General features: G+C 63.7%; 10 protein-coding genes. 3 read left to right on the top strand and 7 right to left on the bottom strand.

The window, feature by feature from the left end; all coding sequences use genetic code 11:
* Positions 1-207: 207 nt before the first annotated feature.
* Positions 208-453, bottom strand: a complete 246-nt coding sequence (locus JO015_13300; GenBank protein MBW0000071.1) for a hypothetical protein — start codon at positions 451-453, stop codon at positions 208-210.
* Positions 454-475: 22 nt separating this feature from the next.
* On the opposite strand from JO015_13300, the gene JO015_13295 reads away from it, so the two are divergent.
* Together JO015_13295 and JO015_13290 are read left to right on the top strand one after the other, a co-directional pair.
* The gene (locus JO015_13295; GenBank protein MBW0000070.1) at positions 476-1,258 is read left to right on the top strand and encodes a hypothetical protein; all 783 of its coding nucleotides are present in this window, start codon (positions 476-478) and stop codon (positions 1,256-1,258) included.
* Between the two features lie 27 nt (positions 1,259-1,285).
* The gene (locus JO015_13290) at positions 1,286-1,732 is read left to right on the top strand and encodes a response regulator (protein MBW0000069.1); all 447 of its coding nucleotides are present in this window, start codon (positions 1,286-1,288) and stop codon (positions 1,730-1,732) included.
* A 549-nt stretch (positions 1,733-2,281) separates the two neighbouring features.
* Here the strand turns inward: JO015_13290 and JO015_13285 are convergent.
* From JO015_13285 to JO015_13265, 5 genes are all read right to left on the bottom strand, one after another.
* Positions 2,282-3,055 (bottom strand): alpha/beta hydrolase, encoded by a 774-nt coding sequence (locus JO015_13285; protein MBW0000068.1) that lies wholly within the window; start codon positions 3,053-3,055, stop codon positions 2,282-2,284.
* 63 nt (positions 3,056-3,118) lie between these two features.
* The gene (locus JO015_13280; protein ID MBW0000067.1) at positions 3,119-3,853 is read right to left on the bottom strand and encodes a DJ-1/PfpI family protein; all 735 of its coding nucleotides are present in this window, start codon (positions 3,851-3,853) and stop codon (positions 3,119-3,121) included.
* A 185-nt stretch (positions 3,854-4,038) separates the two neighbouring features.
* Complete coding sequence (locus tag JO015_13275; GenBank protein MBW0000066.1) at positions 4,039-4,347, bottom strand: hypothetical protein; 309 nt, start codon at positions 4,345-4,347, stop codon at positions 4,039-4,041.
* 320 nt (positions 4,348-4,667) lie between these two features.
* Entirely contained in the window at positions 4,668-5,144 is a 477-nt protein-coding gene (locus tag JO015_13270) for a nuclear transport factor 2 family protein (protein ID MBW0000065.1), read from the bottom strand.
* Positions 5,141-5,524 carry a hypothetical protein gene (locus tag JO015_13265; GenBank protein ID MBW0000064.1) on the bottom strand — a complete coding sequence of 128 codons (384 nt, stop codon included), beginning with the start codon at positions 5,522-5,524 and terminating at the stop codon, positions 5,141-5,143. Before JO015_13265 ends, JO015_13270 begins: the two co-directional genes overlap by 4 nt.
* Positions 5,525-5,581: 57 nt before the next feature.
* Here JO015_13265 and JO015_13260 point away from each other — a divergent pair, with 57 nt between their 5' ends.
* On the top strand, positions 5,582-6,658 hold the full coding sequence (locus JO015_13260) for a GlxA family transcriptional regulator (GenBank protein MBW0000063.1): 1,077 nt from the start codon (positions 5,582-5,584) through the stop codon (positions 6,656-6,658).
* Positions 6,659-7,513: 855 nt separating this feature from the next.
* Here JO015_13260 and JO015_13255 read toward each other — a convergent pair.
* Positions 7,514-7,831 carry a TniB family NTP-binding protein gene (locus JO015_13255; protein ID MBW0000062.1) on the bottom strand — a complete coding sequence of 106 codons (318 nt, stop codon included), beginning with the start codon at positions 7,829-7,831 and terminating at the stop codon, positions 7,514-7,516.
* Between the last annotated feature and the right edge of the window lie 15 nt (positions 7,832-7,846).

Raw genomic sequence — 7,846 nt, 5'->3', positions numbered from 1 at the left:
ACCCCCTGTACCAACGCAACAAAAAACGAGAAGACGGGCGAAGAATTTGCACTACATTTTCGAGTTCCTAACGCCACAATTGCCCGCGAGCCCGCTCTGGGAGCGGATCCCGCAATTTTTCCGGCCGGATAACTGTCCAAGATCGGCGAGACTTAACCGATACGATTATGCCCATTTTCCCTCCTGATTTTTCAATCATCCTATTTGTTAAACCTCAATAATCGTCGATTCGACGAATGCCGTGCTGATCGTTTCGCCTTGCCGTCTGCGCTCGCCGAAGTTCGGGATAAACTCCTGGTTGTTGCGAACGTAAGTCTCGAACTCGGTAAGACCATCGGCAACCTTCTCCGCGGCCGCTGAATGCGCCTGAATCAAACTCAGGTCGCCGTCTGAACCGTCTCTCCCTTTCCCAAGGCTGGGATTTTCCGTCAGCCCGCCCCGGTGCGGGACCAACTAGAAAGGAAACGCTTTTTCCATGGAGAACATCCTCGACAAAGTCTGCGTGTTGGTCACCAGCGCTTTCGTGCTCGCGCTGGTGCCGCCGCCCCGCGGGCGGCCGCAACGCTCGTTACTCGCCGGGCGCGACCGCGGCACCGCGTTGCTCATCTTCGCCGTGCTCGGCTCCGTCGAGGAGCTCGCCGATTGGCACACGGGTTGGCTAAACGAGCGCATCGTCGCGGTGTGTGCCGCCGGGCTGGTGGCCGGCCCCTTGGGTGGGCCTGGCGATCGGGGCCTTTGTGACGTGGCTGGCCGTCTGGCACGACGGCTTGCCGCTGGGCACCATCGGTGTGGCCATGCTCGCCGGCGGCTTGGCCGGGGGGCTCGTGCAGCGCTTCGAATCGAGGAACGCATCGACCCCGGGATCGACCAGTTCCTGGTGCCACCCTTCTCCCTGCAACCCCTGGTCGAGAACGCCGTGCAACACGGCTTGCACCCCTGCCCGCACGCCGGCTGCCTGCGCCTTGCGGCGCGTCGAGCCGGCGCGTTCCTCGAGCTGAGCGTTGGCGACGACGGCCGGGGGATGGCTCCGGCCGAGGTCGAGCGCGTTTTCTTCGGGCCGCGCCCGCAGGCGCACGCGCTGAGCCTGTTGCGCCGGCGGCTGCAGGGCCTCTTTGGAGATTGCTTCCGGCTGGAGGTGCGCAGCGCCCTGAAGCAGGGCACCACGGTGACGATGCGCCTACCGCTGCAGACCCGGCCGGAGGGCGCGGCGCAAACCGCGCCACTCACGGGGGCTCGAGAACCAAGGGTTACTCAGTAGGCTAACCCTGCCTTTACGCTTGTTGTCATGTGGATCCGCATCCGTGCCCTCATCGTGGAGGACGAACCGTTGGCGGCCCAGTACCTGGCCACGCTGTTGGACGACGCCTGCCAGGTGGAGGTCGTCGGCACCGCCACCGAGGCGGCCGCGGCTCTGGCCCTGTGCGCCGAGCGGCGCCCCGACGCGGTGTTCCTGGACATCCGCCTGCCGGGCCAAGACGGCCTGTCGCTGGCCACGCAGTTGGACCTGCTGCCCCAGGCCCCGCGGCTGGTGTTCACCACCGGCCACGCCGAGCGCGCCCCTTCGAGGCGGGGGACCCGGCCAAGACGCTGCCGGCGGGCGGCCGTGCTCAAGGGGCCTGGGCCCGTGCGCGGGCCAAAGCGAACCGACGCGGGCGGGCGACGTCGCCCGGTTGAGCCCCGTTTATGCAACCGATTAAACGGGGGAGGCCACCTAAAGATCCGCCGCCCGTAGTGCGGGTTACCGCAGAAGCATTTGCGCACGGTTAAGCCCAAGCGGACTGACCAGTCGCCCCAGGTCAGATCGGCCAGGGTTCGCTGGTAGCGGCTGCGCACGCGATTGGTCGACGCCTCGCAACGCGGGCAGAAGAAGCGCGTCTGTTGGGAACTCAAGACTCAGGGCGACAACCCCCTGGACCGGATCAAGCTCTCCGCCCACGAGTTGCAGGCCGACCGGAACCGGTAACCGAAAAGGAGGAAGTTGCACAACCCCCGATATCGCGCGCCTCAGGCCGTTTCACCAAAAGTGGCCAAGAACCCGATTTAACTGCAAAAATCTGGCTCCAATTGCACTACTGAACGATTTGATTAAAAACGACAAAAGCCGCCGCGCCCAAATCCATTTTCAGGGGTCACGACACCAAACGTCAAAAATCGTTCGTTAACGGCATCGTTCAAGGAGTGCAATGCGCTGAATGCGTCAACTGAAACGCGGCCGACCCCTCGAAACGCAATGCTTACTGCGCTGACGGAGTAGCTTCTTCTGGAAGCGATTGCCGGCTTTTCACGTGCTCAGGGACAACACAAAGTTTTCGATGCGTCTGGCCAACTCCTCGGGTTCATCAATCGGGAGGAGATGCCCGCTACGCGGGATGACCTCAAACCGCGCAGTTGCGATCCGCGCCACCACCTCGCGCTTGTGCTGCTCGATCGAGTCGAGCTGATCGAGTTCGCCGGCCAAAACGAGCGCTGGAACCGCAATCTTGGGAACTTCGGAGGAGATGTCTTCAAGGATGGAGGCCGTGGGATATGCCAGCGTAGCTTCCCGTGACCCGGACAGGCTGTCCTCCACGATCTGTTCCACGATTTCCGGAGGGGGCGTCCGCGCGCTCAGAAAAGCGGTGGTCCGGAGTACATTCTCCCGATCGTCATAAGCGTGTATCTGGGTTTCGCGCATTTCGTCGGGAAATCGCAGAGGCGTGGGCGGAGCAGGAGCGACCAGCACCAAGCCAAGAAGCCCGGCAGGCCTGCGCGACGCGGCAAGCTGCGCGATCTTGCCGCCCAGCGAGTGACCCACCAGCACAAACTGATTGACTCCCAGTCCACGGGCGAGCGTCAGCACTTCGTCAGCCAGATCAGCCAGTGCATATCCGGCCGCTGGCTTGTCCGATCGCCCCCAACCGCGCGCGTCATAAGCCATCGTCCTAAATTTACCCTGCAGCTGGGCAGCAACCCGGCTCCAGGTCCGCGAAGTGCCTCCCCAATAGTGCAGGAAGATGATGGCCGGCTCTGTTGAGCCGTGCTGCTCAACATGAATGGAAAGACCCTGAACTTTCATGGATTCCCGCATCACAATGCAAATTGGATGTTCAGTTTGTTATTGAGTGACAAACCGGGCAGCTCAGCGCGTACGCGAGCGTGCGTCGTTTGCCGCATAGCGAATTGCCTCCGTCTCCCTTACAGTCCCGATCGGCTCGTACTTCTTCTGAAAGCTCTTAAGCACCTCAGCCGGCGCACCCTCGGGAGTCCCGGCGTGAAAGACGGGGTTCGGCGCGTACTCAATGGCAAGCTGGATCTCCTGAGCCGCCGCATCGCCGCGCAACAGAGAGACCAGCGCCAGCGCCGCATCCAGCCCCGCCGTCACGCCGGCGGCGCTGATGAGGTTGCCATCGACCACGACCCTTGCATCCACAAGAACCGCTCCGTAATACCGCATCAGATGCCGGGCACTCCAATGAGTCGTCACCGGTCTTCCCGCGAGCACACCCGCTGCACCACACAGCAGGGCTCCGGTGCAGACCGAAAACAGGAGCTTTTCCCTCTGTACGTGCTTGCGGAGGAGCTCAAGCACTTCTACATCGTGCATCAGCGCCTGCTGTCCATAACCGCCGGGCACGAGCAAAACATCAAATAGTCCCGCTTCCGCAATGCTCACCTCCGGCGAAAGCCGAAGCCCCTGCGCGTCGCGAACAGGCGCAAGTGCTTTCCCGATGATCTGAACGGTTGTGTCCGGCATGCGCGAAAGAACTTCAAACGGCCCCGTGAAGTCGATCTGATCCATCTGCTCGAAGATCAGGCAGCCCACAGAAAGCGCCCGCGTTGTAATTTGCGGCCTGGATCTCTCGCCAACGAACAAAGCAACGCTCATAATGCTGATCTCTCCTCAACATCAATCTTGTAAAACCAAGTGGGGTCCGTGGTGGCGCCACGAATCGACGTCGTGGCTGAATCCTTAGTGACCATTTGACCTATCCTTTATACTAACATTTGTAACGGCCGCTCCCGGCGGCCATGCCGGAGCATCGCGGCCGGCCAAACGCCTCACAGGCGCCAAGCGACCAAAAGCGCCCCGCCCAGCGCGGCCGCCGAGAGTAGCCAGCAAAGCGAGGTCTTCAGCGGGCGAGCGCAGCCGGTTAACCGCGCCCCGGGGGCCGGCGTGGGACGCTCTCCGGCTGGGGCAGCGGCGGGTTCAAACTCGGCCAGGAGCCGCTCCCGGGCGTGACGAAACTCCACGAAGCAGGCCAAAGACGTTGCGGTCGACAGGCCCGTATGGGCAGGGCGCTGCAGCGGCGTGCAGCGCGCGCCCGCTACCCGGGCGCTTCGATCACATGGTTGCGGTGTAACTTCCATAAGTTGCGGCAGGTCGGTGGGCCCCGAGTATGCGACGGAAAGGGCGCCGTCCTTCAGGCGCGGCCCCCCTCGCGTTTTTTGAAGCACTAAAGGCCAGGGTGGGACGGACCGGGCCGTCTCTTGTCCCAACCGCCGTAGTCGTTGTCCCGACTTTGAAATAAGGCGGCCATTTGCAGCTACATCCCGGGACCGAGCCTTGGGAGGCCCCCCTTGGCACTGGGTGTAGGTGTTTGCCACCTTGGCGAAACGGCCGCGCGCGTCCGTTAGTTTCGGCCCGCACCAGAACCCGCCGGCGCCGGCCCCCGTTGTTCGTTTGGGTTTCAGCATCGAGGGCATGAGTTGTTAGCGCTTATAGCGGCCGCTTCATTAACACTCAGTGACGCCTCCGCTTGAGGGCACCCGTCGGCACCAGTCCGAGGCGGCTTTGCCATGGCGAGGGTTAATCGGTTCTGCACCGCCACCACGGCCGGCAGGGGGCGCCACAGGACCGTCATCTCCTGGATCAGGCCCGCTGCATTGACGCGCCAATAGTCCATACCGTCCAACTCCTCCGAGCCGGCCGTGACCCCGAAGTACTGCGACGCATGCTCGGGGCCCTGCATGAGTTCGCGAAGGTCGAACCGGTCGACCACTTCGAAGAGGGCTTCGACGACCGCCCTTACGGCGGCTTTACCCTCGAAAGGCTCGGCCGCGAGCGGGGTTTTGAGGACGATGTCATCCGCCAGGTGAGTCAGCATGGATTCTAGATCTTTGCGCTGCATCGCAGCGGCGAAGGCGTGGATGTGGGTCAGATTCATGGATTTATTCTTACGTGGTTAGTGGGCCTTGGCGGTGGTGCGGCAATGGTTAGGAAACGCTCGGGGTCATCCGCAAGGGCGGCGCGCCAGGCCCCGAGCGGCAGGCGGTTCGGGGTGCGTGGCGGGGACGCAGGGCCCCAGACGGTTTCATCGTTCGTTTCCACGCGCAGGTGAAGGCTCGCACCGGGCAGCCGGGAGAAAACTTCAAAGGGCCCGGTAAAATCGAGCTGGTCGCGCCGCGGAAACAGCAGCGAGCCGATGCGCAGCGGCGTTTGCTCAGGTGAGGGGTTCATGGAGTAGCTTTCTGTGCTGTGATGAATCTCGCGGGCCAGGCGTATGGCCGCCAGGACAATTGCCCCACGGTTTGCGCCAATCTGCATTTGGTGCTTTCCTGGTCAGGATCCCGTACGCGCACACGCGTGCGGGGCCGACCAGTCATGCAACCCAAAAAGCCACCCACCGAGGGCCACGGTCGCTTTCAGCCCCGAAGGCGCATCGCCATCCTGGCCATTCCGCCCGTCAACGAACTGGACGTGGTGGGCCCGTTTCAGGTCTTTGCCACCGCCAACCGTTATGCCAAGCGCCCGGTTGAGCCGTACCGGGTTGAGGTGGTGACTACCGGAAGGGGACCCCGCATTGCGGGCAATGGCGGCCTTTCGCTCCTGGCCCACCGCCCCTATCAACGGCTCGGCAACCCGGTGGATACGCTGTTGGTGGCCGGCGGCGTGGGGGCACGCTCCTGCCGCGCGCCGGGCGTGCTGGAATGGCTTACCCGCATGGCGCCGCGGGTGCGCCGCCTGGGCTCGGTCTGCACCGGGGCCTTCATGCTGGCCGAAGCCGGGCTGCTGGACGGCTGCCGGGTCACGACGCACTGGGCGTTTGCCGCCGACTTGGCCGCCCGCTTCCCGCGGGTGGTGGTGGATCCGGGCCCGATCTGGCGGCGCGAGGGCAACCTCTACACCTCAGCCGGGGTGACGGCCGGGATGGACCTGTCGCTGGCGTTGGTCGAAGAAGACTTGGGCGGCGAGTTGGCCCTCGCGGTGGCTCGCGACTTGGTGCTCTTTTTGAGGCGACCCGGCACCCAAGCGCAGTTCAGCCGATTGCTGGACGCACAGGGCGCCGCTCGTAAACCGCTCCAGGAGCTTTTGGTTTGGGTTCTCGAGAACCTGGATAAAGGTTTATCAGTCGACCAATTGGCCGCGCGTGCGGCGATGAGCCGGCGCAACTTTAGCCGCGTTTTCGCGGAGGAGCTGGGCACCGGGCCGGCCCATTACGTCGAACAACTTCGGGTGGAGGCGGCCCGGCACCTGCTTGAGCAAACGAACCAAAGCGTGGAAGCCATTGCCTCGAGTTGCGGCTTCAGCAGTGCGGAACTAATGCGCCGGGCCTTTCTGCGGGCCCTCGGGATTTCGCCGAGCCAATACCGCGAGCGGTTTTGTTCCGCCCCGAGCGGTCCCGGTAACGCGTTGGGGGAGGTCCCCTCGTTCGGGCCGAATGCAGCCGCTACGGCGTAACAAAGGACCTAACCCCAAAACCCGGTGACGTTGAGCCAGCCGGACGACGATGGCTTTTTCAGCGGTTTCGGGGTGGCATTGCGATGTTTGGCGGGGACCAAAGGGGACGCAATCATCGTATGAATCGGGTGAGGGGAACCTGCCGCCGGGGAGGGGCGGGCTCAAGCGCCCCCCTTGACGGTTCTGGTGCAAATTTTATTAGGTGTATGTTTTCGTCGGGCAAGGGGCTTTGCAAATTTCAAGCGGCCCGCACCGCGGTGTCATTTGCAGTTAAATCGTTCAGCAAGTGACCGGCTAACCCCCTTTTTTTGGGTGCATCCATGCGAGCCGCGCGTGCGGGGCGCGCTTTGAAAGCAAGCCACCGCGGCCAGCGCCCGGGCGCACCCGCTGGAGGCCAGCTTCGGCAGCCGCTGTAAGAACGCCCCCCGCCTTTCGGCCGACAGCGGCCCGTAGAGGCAACCGAAGGGGGCCGGCTTACCCGGCGGCCGGTCTTCGCCGAGGCCGCTCCCGAGCGGTTCCGCGACGCCGGCCAGCAACTCGAAGCGCTCTTGGCGGCCCAGGCCCCCAAAGGGCTCGCATCCCGGCCGGCAACGGCCGCCCGACTGGCTCGGACGCACGGCAGGCGCCCCGTTGCAGGTGCTCCAGCAGCGAGAAACCCCCGCGGGCATCCGGCCAGCCCAACATTTCAATTAACTCGCCCACCAAGCGCACGAATGCCGCCAGCCGCCCCAGGACGACAGCAGCTCACCCGCCAGCGGCCGCGGGGTCACTGGCAGGTGGGCCGGCATAGAAACAAAGGGCTCCATCGCTTCCCTCAGGCCGCCGGACGCCGCGCGTGCCGATCGGAGATCGAAACTAGGCTGTGGGGAGCAACGCTTCATTCAGCAGATCGATTTCGATGCGCTCGCGCCCAGACTCGATGGCCTGGACCGCCGCGCTTTCCACCAATCGGCACAGCCGGACGGTGACGCCTTCCGTCAAACTCAAGAGCCGCTTTTGCAGTTTGGGCGCGCACAGTTCGAACGCTTCGCGCATGGGCAACATGGAAGCGTAGTTGGTGAGCAATTGGCCGAACGCGGCATCATCGGCCCAGACGGGGATCTCGAAGGCATCGAACCGGTCGGCTAACTGCTGATCGGTCATTAACGTCTGCTTGGCTTCCTGCGTGCCCAAACAGACCAGCGGAAT

The organism is Verrucomicrobiota bacterium (assembly GCA_019247695.1).
Taxonomy (GTDB): Bacteria; Verrucomicrobiota; Verrucomicrobiia; order Chthoniobacterales; family JAFAMB01; genus JAFBAP01.
Note: the sequence above shows the minus strand (reverse complement) of the source record. Positions and strands in the feature narration are given on the sequence as shown.

What these genes read in the sequence shown, in the direction of transcription:
- JO015_13265 (MBW0000064.1), bottom strand. Translation starts at nt 5,524, where the DNA reads ATGCAGATTGGCGCAAACCGTGGGGCAATTGTCCTGGCGGCCATACGC.
- JO015_13285 (MBW0000068.1), bottom strand. Translation starts at nt 3,055, where the DNA reads ATGAAAGTTCAGGGTCTTTCCATTCATGTTGAGCAGCACGGCTCAACA.
- JO015_13275 (MBW0000066.1), bottom strand. Translation starts at nt 4,347, where the DNA reads ATGGAAGTTACACCGCAACCATGTGATCGAAGCGCCCGGGTAGCGGGC.
- JO015_13270 (MBW0000065.1), bottom strand. Translation starts at nt 5,144, where the DNA reads ATGAATCTGACCCACATCCACGCCTTCGCCGCTGCGATGCAGCGCAAA.
- JO015_13260 (MBW0000063.1), top strand. Translation starts at nt 5,582, where the DNA reads ATGCAACCCAAAAAGCCACCCACCGAGGGCCACGGTCGCTTTCAGCCC.
- JO015_13290 (MBW0000069.1), top strand. Translation starts at nt 1,286, where the DNA reads ATGTGGATCCGCATCCGTGCCCTCATCGTGGAGGACGAACCGTTGGCG.
- JO015_13295 (MBW0000070.1), top strand. Translation starts at nt 476, where the DNA reads ATGGAGAACATCCTCGACAAAGTCTGCGTGTTGGTCACCAGCGCTTTC.